The 19,054-nt window shown below is 61.4% G+C and carries 18 protein-coding genes and 2 pseudogenes; 11 read left to right on the top strand and 9 right to left on the bottom strand.

The annotated features are described in order from the left end of the window. Nucleotides 1-15: 15 nt before the first annotated feature. On the bottom strand, nucleotides 16-543 hold the full coding sequence (locus ACYZTL_RS00385; RefSeq protein WP_461950073.1) for a DUF3087 domain-containing protein: 528 nt from the start codon (nucleotides 541-543) through the stop codon (nucleotides 16-18). Between the two features lie 212 nt (nucleotides 544-755). Here ACYZTL_RS00385 and ppnN point away from each other — a divergent pair, with 212 nt between their 5' ends. Further along, nucleotides 756-2,129: a nucleotide 5'-monophosphate nucleosidase PpnN gene (gene ppnN, locus ACYZTL_RS00380; RefSeq protein WP_461950072.1), complete on the top strand. Its 1,374-nt coding sequence runs from the start codon at nucleotides 756-758 to the stop codon at nucleotides 2,127-2,129. Between the two features lie 113 nt (nucleotides 2,130-2,242). Here the strand turns inward: ppnN and ACYZTL_RS00375 are convergent. Then, a pseudogene (locus ACYZTL_RS00375) lies at nucleotides 2,243-2,344 on the bottom strand (DUF2790 domain-containing protein); the annotation flags it as partial. Between the two features lie 119 nt (nucleotides 2,345-2,463). On the opposite strand from ACYZTL_RS00375, the gene ACYZTL_RS00370 reads away from it, so the two are divergent. From ACYZTL_RS00370 to ACYZTL_RS00360, 3 genes are all read left to right on the top strand, one after another. Continuing rightward, nucleotides 2,464-3,204 (top strand): response regulator, encoded by a 741-nt coding sequence (locus ACYZTL_RS00370; protein ID WP_461950071.1) that lies wholly within the window; start codon nucleotides 2,464-2,466, stop codon nucleotides 3,202-3,204. A 188-nt stretch (nucleotides 3,205-3,392) separates the two neighbouring features. After that, on the top strand, nucleotides 3,393-3,695 hold the full coding sequence (locus tag ACYZTL_RS00365; protein WP_461950070.1) for a phage infection protein: 303 nt from the start codon (nucleotides 3,393-3,395) through the stop codon (nucleotides 3,693-3,695). 171 nt (nucleotides 3,696-3,866) lie between these two features. After that, nucleotides 3,867-4,601: a substrate-binding periplasmic protein gene (locus ACYZTL_RS00360; protein WP_461950069.1), complete on the top strand. Its 735-nt coding sequence runs from the start codon at nucleotides 3,867-3,869 to the stop codon at nucleotides 4,599-4,601. 381 nt (nucleotides 4,602-4,982) lie between these two features. On the opposite strand, the gene ACYZTL_RS00355 is transcribed toward ACYZTL_RS00360, so the two are convergent. The 7 genes and pseudogenes from ACYZTL_RS00355 to ACYZTL_RS00325 form a co-directional block, all read right to left on the bottom strand. Beyond that, the gene (locus ACYZTL_RS00355) at nucleotides 4,983-6,419 is read right to left on the bottom strand and encodes an FAD/NAD(P)-binding protein (RefSeq protein ID WP_461950068.1); all 1,437 of its coding nucleotides are present in this window, start codon (nucleotides 6,417-6,419) and stop codon (nucleotides 4,983-4,985) included. Between the two features lie 14 nt (nucleotides 6,420-6,433). Beyond that, nucleotides 6,434-6,797 (bottom strand): annotated as a pseudogene (locus tag ACYZTL_RS00350) (ATP-binding cassette domain-containing protein); the annotation flags it as partial. A gap of 23 nt (nucleotides 6,798-6,820) precedes the next feature. Continuing rightward, nucleotides 6,821-7,726 (bottom strand): AMP-binding protein, encoded by a 906-nt coding sequence (locus ACYZTL_RS00345; protein WP_461950067.1) that lies wholly within the window; start codon nucleotides 7,724-7,726, stop codon nucleotides 6,821-6,823. Between the two features lie 166 nt (nucleotides 7,727-7,892). Beyond that, the gene (locus tag ACYZTL_RS00340) at nucleotides 7,893-9,296 is read right to left on the bottom strand and encodes an LLM class flavin-dependent oxidoreductase (RefSeq protein WP_461950066.1); all 1,404 of its coding nucleotides are present in this window, start codon (nucleotides 9,294-9,296) and stop codon (nucleotides 7,893-7,895) included. Beyond that, entirely contained in the window at nucleotides 9,296-9,733 is a 438-nt protein-coding gene (locus tag ACYZTL_RS00335; protein ID WP_461950065.1) for an acyl-CoA dehydrogenase, read from the bottom strand. Before ACYZTL_RS00335 ends, ACYZTL_RS00340 begins: the two co-directional genes overlap by 1 nt. A 10-nt stretch (nucleotides 9,734-9,743) precedes the next feature. Next, the gene (locus ACYZTL_RS00330) at nucleotides 9,744-10,946 is read right to left on the bottom strand and encodes an SfnB family sulfur acquisition oxidoreductase (RefSeq protein ID WP_461950064.1); all 1,203 of its coding nucleotides are present in this window, start codon (nucleotides 10,944-10,946) and stop codon (nucleotides 9,744-9,746) included. Nucleotides 10,947-11,102: 156 nt separating this feature from the next. Continuing rightward, on the bottom strand, nucleotides 11,103-11,666 hold the full coding sequence (locus ACYZTL_RS00325) for a helix-turn-helix domain-containing protein (protein ID WP_461950063.1): 564 nt from the start codon (nucleotides 11,664-11,666) through the stop codon (nucleotides 11,103-11,105). Between ACYZTL_RS00325 and ACYZTL_RS00320 the strand changes: the two genes are divergently transcribed. The 7 genes from ACYZTL_RS00320 to ACYZTL_RS00290 all read left to right on the top strand — a co-directional run bounded on the left by ACYZTL_RS00320 (nucleotide 11,661) and on the right by ACYZTL_RS00290 (nucleotide 18,994). Beyond that, a complete protein-coding gene (locus tag ACYZTL_RS00320) occupies nucleotides 11,661-12,686 on the top strand; it encodes a DMT family transporter (RefSeq protein WP_461950062.1) in 1,026 nt (341 codons plus the stop codon). The two genes, ACYZTL_RS00325 and ACYZTL_RS00320, sit on opposite strands and share 6 nt — an antisense overlap. A gap of 244 nt (nucleotides 12,687-12,930) precedes the next feature. Then, nucleotides 12,931-15,849, top strand: a complete 2,919-nt coding sequence (locus tag ACYZTL_RS00315) for a monovalent cation/H+ antiporter subunit A (RefSeq protein ID WP_461950061.1) — start codon at nucleotides 12,931-12,933, stop codon at nucleotides 15,847-15,849. Then, nucleotides 15,849-16,193 (top strand): Na+/H+ antiporter subunit C, encoded by a 345-nt coding sequence (locus tag ACYZTL_RS00310; RefSeq protein WP_461950060.1) that lies wholly within the window; start codon nucleotides 15,849-15,851, stop codon nucleotides 16,191-16,193. The genes ACYZTL_RS00315 and ACYZTL_RS00310 overlap by 1 nt, the downstream gene beginning before the upstream one ends. Further along, entirely contained in the window at nucleotides 16,190-17,875 is a 1,686-nt protein-coding gene (locus tag ACYZTL_RS00305; RefSeq protein WP_461950059.1) for a monovalent cation/H+ antiporter subunit D, read from the top strand. The genes ACYZTL_RS00310 and ACYZTL_RS00305 overlap by 4 nt, the downstream gene beginning before the upstream one ends. Then, nucleotides 17,872-18,360 carry a Na+/H+ antiporter subunit E gene (locus ACYZTL_RS00300; protein ID WP_461950058.1) on the top strand — a complete coding sequence of 163 codons (489 nt, stop codon included), beginning with the start codon at nucleotides 17,872-17,874 and terminating at the stop codon, nucleotides 18,358-18,360. The genes ACYZTL_RS00305 and ACYZTL_RS00300 overlap by 4 nt, the downstream gene beginning before the upstream one ends. After that, entirely contained in the window at nucleotides 18,357-18,635 is a 279-nt protein-coding gene (locus ACYZTL_RS00295; RefSeq protein ID WP_461950057.1) for a K+/H+ antiporter subunit F, read from the top strand. The genes ACYZTL_RS00300 and ACYZTL_RS00295 overlap by 4 nt, the downstream gene beginning before the upstream one ends. Then, nucleotides 18,632-18,994, top strand: a complete 363-nt coding sequence (locus ACYZTL_RS00290) for a Na+/H+ antiporter subunit G (protein WP_461950056.1) — start codon at nucleotides 18,632-18,634, stop codon at nucleotides 18,992-18,994. The genes ACYZTL_RS00295 and ACYZTL_RS00290 overlap by 4 nt, the downstream gene beginning before the upstream one ends. Nucleotides 18,995-19,054 lie beyond the last annotated feature (60 nt).

Below are 19,054 nucleotides of genomic sequence, written 5' to 3'. Positions count from 1 at the left end.
TCGACAACGCACCGGTTACTGCGGCGTCTGTTTCACCGCCTCAAGCCACGCTGGGTTCAATCGAGTCTGCTCAGTCTCGATGCCCAGCGCTTCCATCCGGGCCTTGTGCAGGTCCATCTCGCGAATCAACTGGCTGTGATCACTGGAGTTGCCGTCCAGCTCGTGCATCTGCTTCAACCCCAGATGATAGAAGCGCAGCAGCTTCATGGCGTCCGGGTTACCCCTCTCCACCGCCGCCGTCACCTGATGCATGACGTTGGTGACGCTCATCAGGCTGCGCTTGAGCTGCCAGCCGTACACGGCGGGCGCCATCCATTCCTGATTCCAGAACGTGCCGCGCATCAGCGCCGCCATCAGCAGCACCGCGACAAACACGCCGCCCACATTGAAGCGCAGATTGTCGCCCCCCGGCTCACCGAACATCGTCACCGCCGCAGTCGACAGCACCATCGCCAGGGCCAGGAAAACCAGGGCGATGATGATCGTGCTGCGGCGCGTCTGGCGTCGATAAATCTCGGGATTCTGCGGCTGGATTTCAAACATCGCGACGGGTTTCCTCGGGGGCATGGGCAAAAAGACTGCGAGGCATTATCGCCTCTGCGGTGGATTTAGCTATGCTGGGGCTCCTTTTCATCTTTTCTTCGTCAAAGGAGAACATGGCGATACCGCGCAGTTCGTGCCATCTTCCTTTATGGATACATACTATTCGGATGTCATGCGTCCTCGGCGGGTGACATCGTTTTAAGGATCATTGAATGTCCCAACGACAAGTAATCAACGCTTCGGTCAGCCCGAAAGGCAGCCTGGAAACGCTCTCTCAACGTGAAGTACAGCAACTGAGCGAAGCCGGATCCGGCAGCACCTACGACATCTTCCGCCAGTGCGCCCTGGCCATCCTCAACACCGGCGCCCACGTCGATAACGCCAAGACCATCCTCGAAGCCTACAAGGACTTCGAGATCCGCATCCACCAGCAGGACCGCGGCGTACGCCTGGAACTGCTGAACGCCCCGGCCGACGCGTTCGTCGACGGTGAAATGATCGCCAGCACCCGGGAAATGCTGTTCAGCGCCCTGCGCGACATCGTCTACACCGAAAACGAACTCGACAGCCAGCGCATCGACCTGAGCACTTCCCAGGGCATCAGCGACTACGTGTTCCACCTGCTGCGCAACGCCCGCACCCTGCGCCCCGGCGTCGAGCCGAAGATCGTGGTGTGCTGGGGTGGCCACTCGATCAACACCGAAGAATACAAATACACCAAGAAAGTCGGCCACGAACTGGGCTTGCGCAGCCTCGACATCTGCACCGGTTGCGGCCCCGGCGTGATGAAAGGCCCGATGAAAGGCGCGACCATCGCACACGCCAAGCAGCGCATCCACGGCGGTCGTTACCTCGGTTTGACCGAACCCGGCATCATCGCCGCCGAAGCGCCGAACCCGATCGTCAACGAGCTGGTGATCCTGCCGGACATCGAAAAACGTCTGGAAGCGTTCGTGCGCGTGGGCCACGGTATTATCATCTTCCCGGGCGGCGCGGGCACGGCCGAAGAGTTCCTGTACCTGCTCGGCATCCTGATGCACCCGGACAACAAGGGCCTGCCCTTCCCCGTCATTCTCACCGGGCCGAAGCACGCCGCGCCGTATCTGGAGCAACTGGACGCGTTCGTCGGCGCCACCCTGGGTGAAGCGGCGAAGCAGCACTACGAGATCATTATCGACGACCCGGCAGAAGTCGCCCGGCAGATGACTCAGGGCCTGAAAGCGGTGAAACAGTTCCGCCGCGAGCGCAACGACGCGTTCCATTTCAACTGGCTGCTGAAGATCGACGAAGGCTTCCAGCGCCCGTTCGACCCGACCCACGAAAACATGGCCAACCTGAAACTGAGCCGCAACCTGCCGGCTCACGAACTGGCCGCCAACCTGCGCCGCGCGTTCTCCGGCATCGTCGCCGGCAACGTCAAGGACAAGGGCATCCGCCTGATCGAAAAGCACGGGCCGTATCAGATCCGTGGCGATGCGGCGGTGATGCAGCCGCTGGATCAACTGCTCAAGGCCTTCGTGGCCCAGCACCGGATGAAACTGCCGGGTGGCGCGGCGTATGTGCCGTGTTATCAAGTGGTTGCGTAAGGAGAGCACTCCCACCTTTGAACAGTGTCGAACGCAGACTTTGCGCTCGACACCATCCCCCTGTGGGAGCGGGGGACATCCTCACAATCTGGTTGGCTGGCAGGTCGCCACGATCAACCGCCCTGGTTGCCACATTCTGCAACCTTGCTGGAATCCAGCACTTTCTGCGTGCCGCTGGAGTCCAGGTACGTCATCCGCGCATTGACGATCCCGCAATGGCCGCCACTGTTTTCTACCGTTGAGCCCTTGTATCAACTAGCTCACCCGTTACAGTGGAATACAAAGGCCGGCGTGCAGCCGCGGCGCAACGTGCGAGCAACGAGAGGGTTGAGCGATGGAACATGTGAACCACATCCTGATCGTCGACGACGACCGCGAGATCCGCGAGCTGGTCGGCAATTACCTGAAGAAAAACGGCCTGCGCACCACGGTGGTTGCCGATGGCCGGCAGATGCGCAGTTTTCTCGAGGCCAACACCGTGGACCTGATCGTGCTGGACATCATGATGCCCGGCGATGACGGCCTGTTGCTGTGCCGGGAATTGCGCTCTGGCAAGCACAAAGCCACGCCCATCCTGATGCTCACCGCACGCAACGACGAAACCGACCGCATCCTCGGCCTGGAAATGGGCGCCGACGACTACCTGACCAAACCCTTCGCCGCCCGCGAACTGCTGGCGCGGATCAACGCCGTGCTGCGCCGCACCCGGATGCTGCCGCCCAACCTGCTGATCACCGAAAGCGGTCGATTGCTGGGTTTCGGGCGCTGGCGCCTGGACACCACCGCCCGGCACCTGCTGGACGAAGACGGCACCATGGTCGCCCTCAGCGGCGCCGAATATCGACTGTTGCGCGTGTTCCTCGATCATCCGCAACGGGTGCTCAGCCGCGACCAGTTACTGAACCTGACCCAAGGTCGCGACGCCGACCTGTTCGACCGTTCCATCGATTTGCTGGTGAGCCGCCTGCGTCAGCGCCTCATGGATGATTCGCGGGAATCGACCTACATCAAAACCGTGCGCAGCGAAGGCTACGTGTTCTCTTATCCGGTGGAATTGCTCGGCGCCGAGTCGTGAAGTTTTGCCCCAGAGGGGATTTTTCATAGGGCTTTTGTATCCGTCTGTATAGGGATGCCTGGCGGATACGAAGACATCGATTTCGAGGCGTTCAAGCACACATCACCGATACAGCCGAGCGTTTAACTGTGTTCACCGGATAGCAGCAGCTACCGACCCACTCAAACTAAACGCACGGAGAATCACCCATGTTCAAGTTCTCGAAAGCCTCGTCCCTGGTACTCGGTCTGGCACTGGCAGGCGGCCTCGGCCTGTCGAACCTGGCCTCGGCCAACACCGTGAGCACGGCGTCCCACAGCCAGATTCAGCAACTGTTGGTGGAAGGTGGTTCGGATCGGCTGCAACAGAATCGTGTGGCTGAAGGTGGCGCTGATCGTCTGCAGGAACTGCGTGAACGCGTTGCGCTGATCAGCCCGGGCAACGAAGTACGCGGCGGTGTCATCGTTGCAGAAAACCGCGCCGAGTTCGGTTCGAAATATCAGCGGTATTGATCGCGATCTACACCGCAACAAAGACCCACTGTGGGAGCGGGCTTACTCGCTCCCACAGTGGCGAGTGATACCCATAAATCCTGAGTTCTGACGCAAAAGCCCGAAAATTGCGCGGGACAGTTGCAGCAGGCGCGTACTAAGATTTGCGCTTCATTTCATCAAGGACGATTCATGAAGCGCTTGGCCGGTTGTCTGCTGTCTTTCCTGACGTTCACTGCGGTCGCGGCAGACCTGAACATGCTCACCGACAACCACCCGCCCCTGCATTTTCAGCAGGGCAACACACTGGTGGGTTTTGGCGTGGATGTGGTGCAGGCGCTGGCCGACACCACCGGCGATCAGGTGCACCTTCAACAGGTCCCGCTACTGCGCGCCTTGCGCTTGGCCAGCACCGAGCCCGCCACCGGGGTGTTCACCGTGTTGCGCACTGCCGAGCGTGACAGCCAGTATCAGTGGGTCGGCCCGTTGATGGAGGTGGAAACCGCTCTGTTCTCCACCGACAGCAGCCGGCAACCGGTGCACAGTTTGCTGGAGGCCGGCCGTCAGGGCCGAATTGCCGTTCCGCGAAAATGGCTGGTCTACAGCTACTTGCAGAAACAGGACCTGAACAATCTGTACGGCGTGGAAACACCCGAACAAATGATGCGACTGGCGCGACTCGGCCGTACCGAATTTGTGGTGGCCGACACGCTGTCCGTCGCCACCCTGGCCCGTGAGGAAGGCTTGCCACCCGAGCAGTTGCACTATCAGATGCCATTGATGAAGCAAGCCACCTACATCGCCTTTTCACCGTTGACCGATGCGCGCCAGGTCGCGCGCTGGCAGCAGGCGCTGGACGAGATGAGCCGGGACGGACGCCTGGAACAACTCAAGCAGCGCTGGCTGGTGGACCGCCCGCCGCACTGACCGCGGATCAACGTGCTCGATAACGACAATGCGTCAGGGTGTTTTTTATCGTGAAGCGCCAGCACTACAGTGGGCCCATCTTCTTCCCACTCTTCTGGAGCAGCATCATGAAAAGCATTATCGGCCTTGGTTTCGCCCTGTCGGTTCTTGCTACGAGCTAACGCTCGGCCTGATGAGTGGTGAAAAGCGAAAAGGTACACCGATCCCTGTAGGAGCGAGCTTGCTCGCGAAAAACGTCTGGACACCGCGTTCATTCAGGCAGCACGCGTTATCGTTGGCGTCCATCGCAGGCAAGCCAGCTCCCACAGGGGAATGCGTACGATCAAAGTGACTGGTCGGCTGACAGGCCACCGCTACCGCAGAAACGGATATCCCCCAATCTCACAGCACAGATCCCGCCAAACGCAAAGCCAAAGCCTTGGCCTGACTAGCCACATCAGTCACCGCCGTACTCTCCCACCACATCCCCCGCAACGGCGGCCCCATGGCAAACAGTCGAGGAGCGACGTCTCCATCAACACCCAGCACCGCGCCATCAACCGCCGCCGTAATCCCCAACGCCAACGGCCCCGGCCGCACCAGCCCGCGAGCCAGCAACTGCTGCGGCAACGGTCGCGCTACCCGCCGCCAGTCGTACTCGATCCCGCTGGAATTGATCAACGCCGCCCCCCTGACGACAACCGTTTCACCTTCACCACGACGGCGGATACGAATGCCCACCTCACCACTCAAAGAAGGCTCAAGCCCCTTGAACGAAGCCGCCTGAATCCGCAACCGCGCTTCCCCATGCAGCCTTGCCACCAACTGCGCACTCAACGGCGGCGACCGGTGATGGTGACTCTCCCACCAAGGCCGCACATGCCGCACAAACTGCCGACGCTGCACGTCCGTCGCCTGACTCCACAAACGGCCAACATGCGCTCGCACAGTGTCCAACGGGGCCTGCCAGTCGATGCCCTGCGCAATGGCATCCCGACAATGCCGGCGCAATTCACGCACCAACTGTCGCGGCGTATGAATACTGTGATCCTCAGCAAGAAAATCCGCCCAGGCCGGCGGTTGCCGGCGCACATGCGGCAACAGCCCGTGACGGGAAAACACCTCGATCGGCCCGCGATGCCCGGCCTGTTCCAGGGACACTACGGCATCGACCATGGTCAGGCCGGAACCGATAATCAGCACCGTCGAGTGCGGGTCGAGCTGACGCATGGCCGCCACATCCCACGGATCGAGCGCCGCGGCGTTCAAACCGCTGGACTCGGTCTGCGGCGTCCGCGCAGCGGGAAACATTCCCGTCGCCAACACCGCATAAGCGCCCTGCAAGCGCTGCCCGTCACTCAAGCTCAGCCGTACCGAATCGTTCAGGGTTTCCAGGTCAACCACCTCGGCCCGCACATGCTCGACGGTCGAACCATTCAAGGCGCCCACCGCCTGCGCCTCGGCCAGACGCTGCTGCACGTACAAACCGAATATCCCCCGTGGCGGAAACAGTTCGCTGACCGGCACATGCTGCTCATCGGACTCTGGCCAGCCGCCGGCCGCGATGTACGCGGTCAGCCACTGGGTCAGGTCATCGGCATTGTCCGGGTCGACGCTCATTCGCGCCGCGTTACCGTTGAGCGTATGGCCCAACTCGACCGCGCTGTAGGCCTCACCACGACCAAGTTCCGCCCGAGGTTCAATCACCAGCAACGAGCGCTTGCCGGGCAGTCGCAACAATTGTGCCGCCAACATCGCGCCGCTGAGGCCGCCACCGACGATCAGGATGTCTGCGTGCCGGATGACGTCGGTCGTCTGTCCGCTTCGGGTTTCAGTCATGGCGTTCTCAATGATCAGTGTTTACCTGGATAGAAGTCATGCAGATCGCCCCGCGCCAGCAACGCCTCGCAGCTGCCGGACAACACCACCCGGCCGGTGTCGAGCACATAGGCCTGTGAAGCGTACTTGAGCGCCACATTAATGTTTTGCTCGGCAACCAGGAAGTTCACCTGCTCCTCGCGATTGAGCTGGCGACGATCTCGAAAATCTCCTGAACGATAATAGGCGCCAAACCCATGGAGGGTTCATCCAGCAAGACCAAAGTCGGACGCGTCATCAGCGCCCGGCGTGGGTCTTGCGCTTGGTTTTCAGGCGTGGAAACCAGGTGTAAATCCGCTCCAGATCCAGGGTCATGTCCTGACGGGAAATGCCGCTGACTTGCAGGATGGCGTCGGTCGAGCTCATGCGATGTCCCGTTTGAATTCAGATAACCAGTTCGGCGCAGGTTGCGCGTCAGGGGTACGCGTGGCTTGCCAGATGAAATGCAGGTTGTGAAAACCGAGCTGTCGGCGAACGCGATTTTTGATCAGCCGTTGCAGGCCTTTTTCCGGATGAGCGATGGCCCAGTCGCACAGACGCCGGCGCCAGGTGCCCTGCGGAGCGAGGCAACTGTCGATTTCCGCCGCCAGCAGTTGCAGGCGTTCGGCCGAGAGCAGCAGCCCGGAAGGCGCCACTTCGCGACGGTCGCGGCTGGCGCTGCCGGGGCTTTCCGGGAAGGCCAGGGAGTGGCCGCTGGTCAGCCACTGCTCAAGCAAAACCGTCAGGCCGGCCTGCCATTGCGTGCCCTCTTCGCTCCAGAGTTGCGCGCCCTTGCTCCAGCGGTTGAGCCGTTGCGGGGTTTCCGCCGGGCCAAGCAGGTCGCTGAAGTTCAGCAGCGATTGACCCTGATTCAGCCACAGTTGCTGCGTCTGCCGCCCCTGAACGAAGGCGTGCGTGGGACCGCTGCGCCACAGGATTTTGTGCAGGGTTTCGGGGTCGAGGTTGTCCGGCAGCGTCAGCAGTTGCCCACCGATGTGTTGGGCGGCCAGGGCCAGCAGCAATAGATTCGGCTCGAACGCGCCGCTGAGGGCCAGGCGCGAATCCTCGGTGAACCCTTGCTGGCGCAAACCGTCGGACAGGCGCTCGACATCGCGCAAAACGTCGATCCAGCGCCAGACAAACCACTGGCCGTGGCGCTTGTGGCGCAACGCCGGTTGCAACGGACTGACCTGCGCCCAGTGGCGCAATTGCTCCAGTGCCTTGGGCAGCTCGACCCGCCACTCGGCGGTGTCCGCGAGGGACGGACGCTTGAGTTCGTGCACGCTCATGGGTTGACCTCCTGTTCATGGGCAAAGGCGTGCGCTGGTCCGCCGGGCCACATCTGTAAAACACCACCGAGCCCCTGTGGGAGCGGGCTTGCTCGCGAAGAGGCCATCACATTCAACATCAACGCCGACTGATAGACCGCTTTCGCGAGCAAGCCCGCGAAGGGGCCTACGCAGACACCACTTCCCTTTCCTGCTGCCGCAGCGCCGCCAAATCCCGATATCCCGCGCCCGGATGGATCTCCGGCAACCGCGCCCCTTCCCCAAACAACTTCTCGCGCAAAGTCCCCGGTGCGTACTCAGTCTTGTACACCCCACGCTTCTGCAACTCCGGCACCAGCAATTCCACGGCGTCGATAAAGGTCTCGTGAGTCAGTGCGTAGGCCAGGTTGAAGCCGTCCACATCAGTCTCCTCAACCCACTCCTGCAACAGATCGGCAACCGTCTCGGGGCTGCCGACAAACAGCGGGCCAAACCCGCCAATCCCGACCCAATCGGCCAGCTCATTAGGCGTCCAGACCTTGTTCGGATCAGCCGTGGAGAATGCCTCCACCGCCGATTGAATGGCGTTGGTGTGCACATGTTTGAGCGGCTCATCCGGTTTGAACTGGCTGAAATCGATCCCGGTCCAGCCGGAAATCAGCGCCATCGCGCCTTCATAGCTGACCCAGGTTTTGTATTCCTCGAACTTGGCTTTGGCCTTGGCATCGGTCTCGCCGAGAATCACGGTTTGCAGGTTGAAGATCAGGATCTTCGACGGATCGCGCCCGGCCTCGGCCGCACGACGACGGATGTCGGCGACGGTTTTTTTCAGCAGCACTTTCGACGGTGCCGCCACGAACACACACTCGGCATGTTCAGCGGCGAACTGCTTGCCACGACTCGACGCGCCAGCCTGATACAGCACGGGCGTGCGTTGCGGCGAAGGTTCGCAGAGGTGAATGCCTGGCACCTGAAAATGTTTGCCGACGTGCCGGATTTCATGGATTTTGCTCGGGTCACTGAAAATCCGGCGCTCGCGATCACGCAGGATCGCACCCTCTTCCCAGCTGCCTTCCCACAGCTTGTAACAAACCTCCAGATACTCTTCGGCGAAGTCATAGCGTGCGTCGTGCTCGGTCTGGTTTTTCTGGCCGAGGTTCTTGGCGCCGCTTTCCAGATACGAGGTGACGATGTTCCAGCCGGCGCGCCCCTTGGTCAGGTGGTCGAGGGTCGACAGGCGTCGGGCGAACGGATACGGATGCTCGAACGACAGCGATGCGGTCAGGCCAAAACCCAGATGCTCGGTGACCAGCGCCATCGGCGGGACCAGTTGCAGCGGATCGTTGACCGGCACCTGCGCCGCCTGACGGATCGCCGCATCACCATTGCCGTTGTAGACGTCGTAGATGCCCAGCACGTCAGCGATGAACAAACCATCGAACTTGCCGCGCTCAAGAATTTTCGCCAGATCGGTCCAGTACTCAAGGTCCTTGTACTGCCACGAACGATCCCGTGGATGGGCCCACAACCCCGGCGACTGATGGCCGACGCAGTTCATGTCAAACGCGTTGAGACGAATTTCACGGGCCATCAAACAGCACTCCGAACGCTTGGGGGATGAATGCCGTTGAGGCGGAAGTTGCCGATGAGATGGAGTTTCCAGCGCAGCGGATCGTGCAGTGAACCGGGCAATGCGGTGCGTTTCCCGGTGAGTTCGAATTCGCTGTTGCCGGCGGTGTTGAGCGCCTCTGCACTGGCAAGGTGAGACTCGGCGATGGCGACGCTGATTTCGGTGTTGTCTTCGTGGCTATTCAAGAAATTTTCGGCACGTTCAAGCAGCGCGGCGGCGACTTCGATGCGGATCTGCACGTCACCGAAGCGGCTGATGACGTAGGGGTCATCCCTGGTTTGGGTCTGCTGACGAACGAACCGCAGGGTCGCATCGAGCAAACTGCGGGCGTTGTGCAAGTCATGCTGACTTTTGGCCAGGGGTTGCGTGGCAGCAATGGGTTGGATCAAGGCGTTCATGGTGGGCTCCTCAGTTCCAGGCGTGGCGCGCGGGTTTCACGCCATTGAGCAGGTAGTTGCCGATCAGGTGGTATTTCCAGCGTGCCGGGTCGTGCAGCGTATGGGTCCGGGCGTTGCGCCAGTGGCGGTCGAGGTTGTACTTGCCAAGCACCGAGCGGGTGCCGGCCAGTTCGAAGAGTTTGCTGCTGGCGAGCAAGGCAATTTCGGCGGACAGGACTTTGGCTTGGGCGACCACCACCGAGGCGTGGGCCACCGTGTCTTCATTGGCGTCGAGCAACGCCGCGTCGATGGCCTGGCCGGCCTTCTTGAGGATCGCTTCGGTGCCGTGGACGCGCCATTCGAGGTCGCCGATTGCGGCGACGCTGAAGGGGTCCTGCCAACCGTGATCCTGACCGCTGTCGATCCAGGGTCGGGATTCACGGGCGTAGCGCTTGGTTTCTTCCAGCGCGCCGACGGCGATGCCGGTGTCCACCGCGGCTTGAATGATTTGTGAAATCGGGCCGTCGGCGGTGGGTTCGTCAAAGGCTTTGTGTGCCGGGATCACCGCGCTGAGCGGCACCTTCACCGCGTTCAACGTGACACCGCCACTGGCGGTGGTGCGCTGGCCGAAGCCGTCCCAGCTGTCGATCACGGTCAGACCGGGATTGTCGCGCTCGATGAAAGCGATGAACGCCTGGTTCTGCTCGTTGACCGCCACCGCTGGCACGATGTGCGCGAACAGTGCACCGGTGCAGTAAAACTTCTCGCCGTCGATTTGCGCGGTGTCTTTGTCGAAACGAATTCGGGTTTCGAAAGCCCCGGCGTTTTTGCTTTTGGATTCGGAAAAAGCGTTGCCGAGGCGGTAACCCTGCAGGACTTTGCCGAAGTAGTAGCGCTTCTGCTCTTCAGTGGCGGTTTGCAACAGGATGTCGAGCACGCCGAGGTGGTTTTGCGGGATCTGGCCGAGGGACGAGTCGGCGGCAGAAATGATCTTGATGACTTGCGCGACAGTCACGTAGGAAACGCCGGCGCCGCCGTATTCCTTGGGAACGGTGATGCCCCAGAGGCCACTGGCAGAAAACTCGTCGAGCTCGGCGACCGGCAAACGTCGCTCGCGATCGCGCACGCTTGCCTCGATGGCAAAGCGTGCGGTGAGTTTGTGAGCGACGGCGATTGCCTCGGCGTCCGAGCGGATCACGTGGGCAGTGCGAGGGGTTTTGGCAGAGGCTGTCATGGGCCGACTCCGGGATTCTGATGAATGCACCAGAGCTTTTGCAGGAGTCGTGCCTGAAACTAATTTCGTTTAGTTTCAATAGGTTGATGAGTTATCCGAGAAATCCTCGCAGTATCAAAACAGCAAAGTGTCTATCCAGTGTTGATCGGCAAACAGTTAGATCACTACGTTTCTCACGAACCTTGCGGCCACCGGCCCATCGTTGCGATAGGCATGGGGTTGGTGGCTGGCAAACATATAGAACTCGCCGGCGGCTATTTTATGGGGCCTATCACCGAGCATCAGCGTCAGGCAGCCTTCGAACACGTAGATCTGTTCGCTCCAGCCTTCGGCATCCGGTTGCGACGGGTAAATTTCACCCGGTTGCAGGCACCATTCCCACTGTTCCACTTCGCGGGTGGCAGTGGCTTTGGACAGTAAAACGGCTTTGCTGCCGGGAATCGTGCCGGCCCAGGCCACTTCGTTGATGCGGCTCGGGTCGCGGGCGTCCGGGGCCTGGATCAGGTCGCTGAACGCCACGTCCAGCGCTTTGGCCACGCGTTCGAGGGTGGTCAGGCTGACGTTCTTCTCGCCGGCCTCGATGGCCACCAGCATCCGGCGGCTGACCCCGGACTTTTCCGCCAGCGCGGTCTGGCTCATGTCTGCGGCGTGGCGCAAACGCCGAACGTTCAAACTGACGTGCTGAAGGACCGAAGCCCGTTGTGTTGAATCTTTGTGCACTATATTGCTCACTTTGTGGGGTTGGGCAGTATACTGCGCAACATTCGGCGCATTGTGCGTCGCCCTCAGGTAGCGCGCAAGGTCATGACGTCGTTGAACTTCTCCCCGGCTTCTTCCCGCTTTTCACGGTTCAGCAAGGCCGAGTGCGTGCTGGTGCTCATCACCATGGTCTGGGGCGGCACCTTCCTGCTGGTGCAGCACGCCATGACCGTCAGTGGCCCGATGTTCTTCGTCGGCCTGCGCTTTGCGGCGGCGGCGTGCATCGTCGCCCTGTTCTCCTGGCATCACCTGCGGGAACTGACTCTGTTCGAACTCAAGGCCGGCGCCTTTATCGGCGTGGCGATCATGCTCGGCTACGGCTTGCAGACCGTCGGCTTGCAGAGCATTCCCAGCAGTCAGTCGGCGTTTATCACTGCACTTTACGTGCCTTTCGTGCCGTTGCTGCAATGGCTGGTGTTGGGGCGGCGTCCGGGGTTGATGCCGAGCATCGGCATCATGCTGGCGTTTACCGGGTTGATGCTGCTGTCGGGGCGTGCGGGGGCTTCGTTCAATTTCAGCCCCGGTGAAATCGCCACGCTGATCAGCGCCATCGCGATTGCCGCGGAGATCATTTTGATTAGCACCTACGCCGGGCAGGTCGATGTGCGGCGGGTCACAGTGGTGCAATTGGCGACCACCTCGGTGCTGGCGTTTTTGATGGTGGTGCCGACGCAAGAGGTGATTCCCGACTTCTCATGGTTCCTGCTGTGCAGCGCGCTTGGCCTCGGCGCGGCGAGTGCGGCGATTCAAGTGGCGATGAACTGGGCGCAAAAAAGCGTTTCGCCGACGCGGGCGACGTTGATTTATGCCGGTGAGCCAGTCTGGGCAGGGATCGTAGGACGGGTCGCCGGAGAGCGCTTGCCGGCGATTGCGTTGGTGGGCGCGGGGTTGATTGTGGCGGCGGTGATTGTGAGTGAGTTGAAAACCAAGGGTAAGGCTGCGGCGGCTGAGGAAGAGTTGGAGCGGGAAACCCAAGGTTAAGCTCTGAAATGTTCGGCGCTGAGTAGATCGCTTTCGCGAGCAAGCCCGCTCCCACGGGGTTAGCGCAATCCCTGTGGGAGCGGGCTTGCTCGCGAAGGGGCCAGACCTGCTGAACACAGCCCGCTGAAACAATGTGAATCAGGCTTTTTCCGTCTACCGTGTAGGATTCTGCGACAGCTTGCCGTTTGGTGATCCGGGGACTGGCACGTATGATGCTTCACAAACTTCCGCAGATTAGAAGCCTATGTCCTTGATAGTTCTACTGCTTCTGCCTTTTTTCGGCAGCTGTCTGGCAGCCCTGCTGCCGCACAACGCGCGTAACACCGAATCCTTGTTGGCTGGTCTGGTTGCCCTTATTGGCACCATCCAGGTCGCTCTCCTGTACCCGCAGATCGCCCATGGCGGCGTCATTCGCGAAGAATTTTTCTGGTTGCCCAGCCTGGGTCTGAACTTCGTTCTGCGCATGGACGGGTTTGCCTGGCTGTTCTCCTTGCTGGTGTTGGGCATCGGTACGCTGGTGTCGCTGTACGCCCGTTATTACATGTCACCGGATGATCCGGTGCCGCGGTTTTTTGCGTTTTTTCTGGCGTTCATGGGCGCGATGCTCGGGTTGGTGATTTCCGGCAATCTGATCCAGATCGTGTTTTTCTGGGAGCTGACCAGCCTCTTTTCATTCCTGTTGATCGGCTACTGGCACCACCGCGCCGATGCGCGACGCGGTGCCTACATGGCGCTGATGGTTACCGGCGCGGGCGGTTTGTGTTTACTGGCGGGGGTCATGCTGCTTGGCCATGTGGTCGGCAGCTATGAACTGGACAAGGTCCTGGCCGCCGGCGATCTGATTCGCGCACATGCCCTTTACCCTATTCTGCTGCCCCTGATTCTGATCGGCGCCCTGAGCAAAAGTGCGCAATTCCCTTTCCACTTCTGGCTGCCTCACGCGATGGCGGCGCCGACACCGGTCTCGGCTTATCTGCATTCGGCGACCATGGTCAAGGCCGGGGTGTTTCTGCTGGCGCGCCTTTGGCCATCGTTGTCCGGCAGTGAAGAATGGTTCTACATCGTCAGCGGCGCCGGCGCCTGCACCCTGTTGCTCGGCGCGTATTGCGCGATGTTCCAGAACGACCTCAAGGGTCTGCTCGCCTACTCGACCATCAGCCACCTCGGCCTGATCACGTTACTGCTGGGACTGAACAGTCCGCTGGCCGCCGTGGCCGCGGTGTTCCACATTCTCAACCATGCCACCTTCAAGGCTTCGCTGTTCATGGCCGCCGGGATCATCGACCACGAAAGCGGCACCCGCGACATTCGCAGGCTCAATGGCCTGTTCAAGCTGATTCCGTTTACCGCGACGCTGGCGATGGTTGCCAGTGCCTCGATGGCTGGCGTGCCGTTGCTCAACGGCTTCCTGTCGAAAGAGATGTTCTTCGCCGAAACCGTGTTCATCAACGCGACCGCCTGGATCGAGATGACCCTGCCGATCGTTGCGACCATCGCCGGCACCTTCAGCGTTGCCTATTCGCTGCGTTTCACCGTCGATGTGTTCTTCGGCCCGACCGCCACCGACCTGCCGCACACCCCGCACGAACCGCCACGCTGGATGCGCGCGCCGGTGGAGTTGCTGGTGTTCACCTGCCTGATCGTGGGGATTTTTCCGGCGCAAGTGGTCGGCTCGCTACTGGCCGCTGCTGCCCTGCCCGTCGTCGGCGGCACGCTGCCGGAATACAGCCTGGCGATCTGGCACGGCTGGAACGCGCCGATGATCATGAGCCTGATCGCCATGTCCGGCGGCATCGTGCTCTACCTGCTGCTGCGCAACCAGTTCAAGCGCGGACGTTTCAAATATCCGCCGGTCATTGGCCTGTTCGACGGCAAGCGCCTGTTCGAGCGCAGCCTGGTGATCATGATGCGCCTGGCCCGTCGCCTCGAACGGCGGATCAGCACCAGACGCCTGCAAACCCAACTGTTCCTGATGGTCCTCGCCGCCGTGCTGGCCGGTTTGATCCCGATGCTCCACAGCAGCCTGACCTGGGGTGACCGGCCGAAAATTCCGGGCTCAATCGTGTTCGTGACCCTCTGGCTGCTGGCGATTGCCTGTGCCCTCGGCGCGGCGTGGCAGGCCAAGTATCACCGGCTCGCGGCACTGACCATGGTCAGCGTCTGCGGACTGATGACCTGCGTCACCTTCGTCTGGTTCTCCGCGCCGGACTTGGCGCTGACGCAACTGGTGGTCGAAGTGGTGACCACGGTGCTGATCCTGCTGGGCCTGCGCTGGTTGCCGCGACGGATCGAAGAAGTCTCGCCACTGCCGAGCAGTCTGCGCAAGGCACGCATTCGTCGCCTGCGCGACTTGCTGCTGTCGATCGCCGTCGGCGGCGGCATGGCGGTGCTGTCGTACGCGATGCTGACGCGCCAGACGCCGAACGCCATTTCATCGTTCTACCTCAGCCGCGCCCTGCCTGAAGGCGGAGGCAGTAACGTGGTCAACGTGATGCTGGTGGATTTCCGCGGCTTCGATACCCTCGGCGAAATCACCGTGCTGGTGGCCGTGGCGCTGACCGTATTCGCTCTGCTGCGACGCTTCCGTCCACCGAAAGAAAGCCTGCAGTTACCCGCCCAACAGCGCTTGCTCGCGCCGGACGTGGTCACCGATCTGGTCAACCCGCGTCACGCCAGCGACACCGCGCTCGGCTTCATGATGGTGCCGGCGGTGCTGGTGCGCTTGCTGCTGCCGATTGCGTTCGTGGTCTCGATCTACCTGTTCATGCGCGGCCACAACCAGCCGGGCGGCGGGTTTGTCGCGGGGCTGGTGATGTCGGTGGCGTTCATCCTGCAATACATGGTCGCCGGCACGCAGTGGGTCGAGGCGCAAATGAGCCTGCGACCGCTGCGCTGGATGGGAACCGGTCTGCTGTTCGCCACGGTCACCGGGCTCGGGGCGATGGCGGTCGGTTATCCGTTCCTGACCACCCACACCTGGCATTTCGCACTGCCGCTGCTCGGCGACATTCACATCGCCAGCGCGCTGTTCTTCGACATTGGCGTGTACGCGGTGGTGGTCGGTTCGACGCTGCTGATCCTCACCGCCCTCGCCCACCAATCGGTCCGGGGTCACAAGACCGCTGCCCAGACCAAACCCGTCGCCATGAAGGAGGCCGTCTGATGGAAGAAGTCATCGCAATCGCCATCGGCGCGCTGGCCGCGTCCGGCGTCTGGCTGGTGCTGCGGCCACGGACGTTCCAGGTGGTCATGGGCCTGTGCCTGCTGTCGTATGGCGTCAACCTGTTCATCTTCAGCATGGGCAGTCTGTTCATCGGCAAGGAGCCGATCATCAAGGACGGTGTGCCCCAGGACCTTTTGCACTACACCGACCCGCTGCCACAAGCGTTGGTGCTGACCGCCATCGTGATCAGCTTCGCCATGACCGCGCTGTTTCTCGTCGTGCTGCTGGCTTCGCGCGGCTTGACCGGCACCGACCATGTGGATGGGCGGGAGCCTAAAGAATGAATGCGATGACGCACCTGATCGCCGCACCGATTCTGCTGCCGCTGCTGACCGCCGCCATCATGCTGATGCTGGGCGAGAAACACCGCCCGTTGAAGGCCAGGATCAACCTGCTCTCCAGCCTGTTGGGGCTGGGCATCGCCGTGCTGTTGCTGCAATGGACGCAAACCACCGATGTGCCCGGCTCCATCGGCGTGTACCTGCCGGGCAACTGGCAAGTGCCGTTCGGTATCGTGCTGGTGGTCGATCGCCTGTCGGCGCTGATGCTGGTGCTGACCGGGATCATCGGCGTCAGCGCCCTGCTGTTCGCCATGGCCCGCTGGGACGGCGCCGGTTCGAGTTTCCACGCGCTGTTCCAGATTCAGATGATGGGCCTGTATGGCGCCTTCCTGACGGCAGACCTGTTCAACCTGTTCGTGTTTTTTGAGGTACTGCTGGCGGCGTCTTACGGCCTGATGCTCCACGGTTCGGGCCGGGCTCGGGTGTCGTCGGGGTTGCATTACATCTCCATCAATCTGCTGGCTTCGTCGCTGTTCCTGATTGGCGCGGCGCTGATCTACGGGGTCACCGGCACCCTGAACATGGCCGACCTGGCACTGAAAATCCCACTGGTGACAGAAGCCGATCGCGGTTTGTTGCATGCCGGCGCGGCGATTCTGGCCGTGGCGTTCCTGGCCAAGGCCGGGATGTGGCCGCTGAACTTCTGGCTGGTGCCGGCCTACTCTTCGGCCAGCGCACCGGTGGCGGCGATGTTCGCGATCATGACCAAGGTCGGCGTCTACACCTTGCTGCGCCTGTGGACCTTGCTGTTCTCCGGTCAGGCTGGCGCTTCGGCGTATTTTGGCGGCGACTGGCTGATCTACGGCGGCATGGCGACCATCGTCTGCGCGGCCGTGGCGATTCTCGCCGCGCAACGGTTGGAGCGCATGGCGAGCCTGAGCATTCTGGTGTCGGCGGGGATTCTGTTGTCGGCCATCGGTTTCGCTCAACCGAACCTGATCGGCGCGGCGCTGTTCTATCTGGTCAGCTCGACCCTGGCGTTGAGCGCGTTGTTCCTGCTGGCCGAGTTGATCGAGCGTTCGCGCTCAGCCAATGAAATGCCGCTGTTCGATGACGGCGACCTCATCGCCCGTCCACTGGAGTCCCTGCAACCGCCCAAAGGCATCAACCTTGATGACGAACAGAAAGCCGTGGTCGGCCAGGTGATTCCCTGGACCATGGCCTTTCTCGGTTTGAGCTTCATCGCTTGCGCGTTGCTGATCATCGGTATGCCACCGCTGTCCGGGTTCATCGGCAAACTGGGTTTGCTCAGCGCCCTGCTCAACCCGCTGGGCCTGGGCAATGGCGCGGATGAACCGGTGTCGAACGCCGCGTGGGGCTTGCTGGCGTTGCTGATTCTCTCCGGGCTGGCGTCGCTGGTTGCCTTTTCACGGCTGGGCATCCAGCGCTTCTGGACGCCCGAAGAACGGCCTTCGCCATTACTGCGCCGGCTCGAATGTGTGCCGATCATTGCGCTGTTGGGCTTGAGCATTGTGCTGACCTTCAAGGCCGAACCGCTGCTGCGCTATACCCAGGCCGCCGCGCAGGCCTTGATTAACCCGCAGCAGTACGTGATGGCGGTGCTCGGCACCCGTGCGGTTCCGAGTCCGGAAGCCAAAGCCGCAGTCGCGGAGGTGCAGCCATGAAGCGTCTGTTTCCTGCACCGTGGCTGTCGCTGGCGTTGTGGTTGTTGTGGCTGGTGCTGAACCTGTCGATGAGCCCCGGCAATCTGCTGCTGGGCGCCGTACTGGGGTTTTGTGCGCCGTTGATGATGCGCAAGTTGCGGCCACTGCCGATCCGGATTCGTCGTCCAGGCGTGATCCTGCGTTTGTTCTTCATCGTCGGTCGCGACGTGCTGGTCTCCAACCTCGCCGTGGCCTGGGGCGTGCTCAACGTCGGTCGCCATGCGCCGCGGTCACAGTTCATCAAGGTGCCGCTGGACCTGCGTGACGCCAACGGCCTGGCGGCACTGGCGATGATCTGCACCGTGGTCCCCGGTACGGTCTGGTCGGAACTGGCGCTGGACCGCAGCATTCTGTTGCTGCACGTCTTCGATCTGGATGACGAAGTGCTGTTCATCCAGCACTTCAAGGCGACCTACGAGCGCCCCTTGATGGAGATCTTCGAATGAGCCCGTTACTGTCGAATGCGGTTCTGCTGAGCCTGTTCTTTTTTTCGCTGGCGATGGTGCTGACCCTGATCCGCCTGTTCAAAGGGCCGTCGGCGCAAGACCGGGTTCTGGCGCTGGATTACCTGTACATCGTCGCCATGCTGATGATGCTGACGCTGGGGATTCGCTATTCCAGTGATACGTACTTCGAAGCAGCGCTGTTGATCGCGCTATTCGGCTTCGTCGGCTCGTTTGCCCTGGCGAAATTCCTGCTGCGTGGCGAGGTGATCGAATGAGCGCTGAACTGTCTCTGTGGGTGGAAATCCCGGTGGCGATTCTGCTGGTACTCAGCAGTGTGTTCGCGTTGATCGGCGCGATCGGGCTGGTGCGGATGAAGGATTACTTTCAGCGCATGCACCCGCCTGCGCTGGCCTCGACATTGGGGGCGTGGTGCGTGGCGCTGGGTTCGATCATCTACTTTTCGGCGCTCAAGTCCGGGCCGGTGTTGCATGCCTGGCTGATCCCGATTTTGCTGGCGATTACGGTGCCGGTGACGACTTTGCTGCTGGCGCGGGCGGCGTTGTTCCGCAAGCGCATGGCGGGGGATGATGTGCCGGCGGAAGTGAGTAGTCGGCGGACGGAAAGCGGGAGCTAAGTTCGTAAATTTGTGTTGATTATTAGGGCCTCTTCGACTTGCTCGCGAAGGCGTCAGTAG

The organism is Pseudomonas sp. LB3P81 (genome assembly GCF_054897965.1).
This window is presented reverse-complemented; position numbering and strand designations above follow the sequence as displayed.

Excerpts from the sequence above, each read along its gene's own strand:
- ACYZTL_RS00385 (WP_461950073.1), bottom strand. The coding sequence starts at position 543 with ATGTTTGAAATCCAGCCGCAGAATCCCGAGATTTATCGACGCCAGACG.
- ppnN (WP_461950072.1), top strand. The coding sequence starts at position 756 with ATGTCCCAACGACAAGTAATCAACGCTTCGGTCAGCCCGAAAGGCAGC.
- ACYZTL_RS00370 (WP_461950071.1), top strand. The coding sequence starts at position 2,464 with ATGGAACATGTGAACCACATCCTGATCGTCGACGACGACCGCGAGATC.
- ACYZTL_RS00365 (WP_461950070.1), top strand. The coding sequence starts at position 3,393 with ATGTTCAAGTTCTCGAAAGCCTCGTCCCTGGTACTCGGTCTGGCACTG.
- ACYZTL_RS00360 (WP_461950069.1), top strand. The coding sequence starts at position 3,867 with ATGAAGCGCTTGGCCGGTTGTCTGCTGTCTTTCCTGACGTTCACTGCG.
- ACYZTL_RS00355 (WP_461950068.1), bottom strand. The coding sequence starts at position 6,419 with ATGACTGAAACCCGAAGCGGACAGACGACCGACGTCATCCGGCACGCA.
- ACYZTL_RS00345 (WP_461950067.1), bottom strand. The coding sequence starts at position 7,726 with ATGAGCGTGCACGAACTCAAGCGTCCGTCCCTCGCGGACACCGCCGAG.
- ACYZTL_RS00340 (WP_461950066.1), bottom strand. The coding sequence starts at position 9,296 with ATGGCCCGTGAAATTCGTCTCAACGCGTTTGACATGAACTGCGTCGGC.
- ACYZTL_RS00335 (WP_461950065.1), bottom strand. The coding sequence starts at position 9,733 with ATGAACGCCTTGATCCAACCCATTGCTGCCACGCAACCCCTGGCCAAA.
- ACYZTL_RS00330 (WP_461950064.1), bottom strand. The coding sequence starts at position 10,946 with ATGACAGCCTCTGCCAAAACCCCTCGCACTGCCCACGTGATCCGCTCG.
- ACYZTL_RS00315 (WP_461950061.1), top strand. The coding sequence starts at position 12,931 with ATGTCCTTGATAGTTCTACTGCTTCTGCCTTTTTTCGGCAGCTGTCTG.
- ACYZTL_RS00310 (WP_461950060.1), top strand. The coding sequence starts at position 15,849 with ATGGAAGAAGTCATCGCAATCGCCATCGGCGCGCTGGCCGCGTCCGGC.
- ACYZTL_RS00305 (WP_461950059.1), top strand. The coding sequence starts at position 16,190 with ATGAATGCGATGACGCACCTGATCGCCGCACCGATTCTGCTGCCGCTG.
- ACYZTL_RS00300 (WP_461950058.1), top strand. The coding sequence starts at position 17,872 with ATGAAGCGTCTGTTTCCTGCACCGTGGCTGTCGCTGGCGTTGTGGTTG.
- ACYZTL_RS00295 (WP_461950057.1), top strand. The coding sequence starts at position 18,357 with ATGAGCCCGTTACTGTCGAATGCGGTTCTGCTGAGCCTGTTCTTTTTT.
- ACYZTL_RS00290 (WP_461950056.1), top strand. The coding sequence starts at position 18,632 with ATGAGCGCTGAACTGTCTCTGTGGGTGGAAATCCCGGTGGCGATTCTG.